At 66.9% G+C, this 272-nt stretch carries 1 protein-coding gene; it reads left to right on the plus strand.

The window, feature by feature from the left end; translation table 11 throughout:
• The coding region (locus ASD32_RS30775) for an aminotransferase class I/II-fold pyridoxal phosphate-dependent enzyme (protein ID WP_244490230.1) at positions 1-223 on the plus strand (223 nt) is incomplete at its 5' end.
• Between the last annotated feature and the right edge of the window lie 49 nt (positions 224-272).

Below are 272 nucleotides of genomic sequence, written 5' to 3' on the forward strand. Positions count from 1 at the left end.
CCATCCGATCATTCCGGTGATGCTGGGCGATGCGTCGCTGGCGCAGGCCTTTGCGGCGAGAATGCTGGAAAAGGGCGTCTACGTCGTCGGCTTTGCCTTCCCGGTCGTGCCCAAGGGCCAGGCCCGCATCCGCACCCAGATGTCGGCGTCCCATAGCGAGGCCGATGTGCGCCGGGCGATTGCCGTGTTCGAGGAGGTCGGGCGGGAGTTGGGTGTGATCTGAACCTTGACCTCCCCCTTGAGGGGGGAGGTCGCAGCGCAGCTGCGGGTGG

Source organism: Rhizobium sp. Root483D2, assembly GCF_001426685.1.
Taxonomy (GTDB): Bacteria; Pseudomonadota; Alphaproteobacteria; order Rhizobiales; family Rhizobiaceae; genus Pararhizobium; species Pararhizobium qamdonense.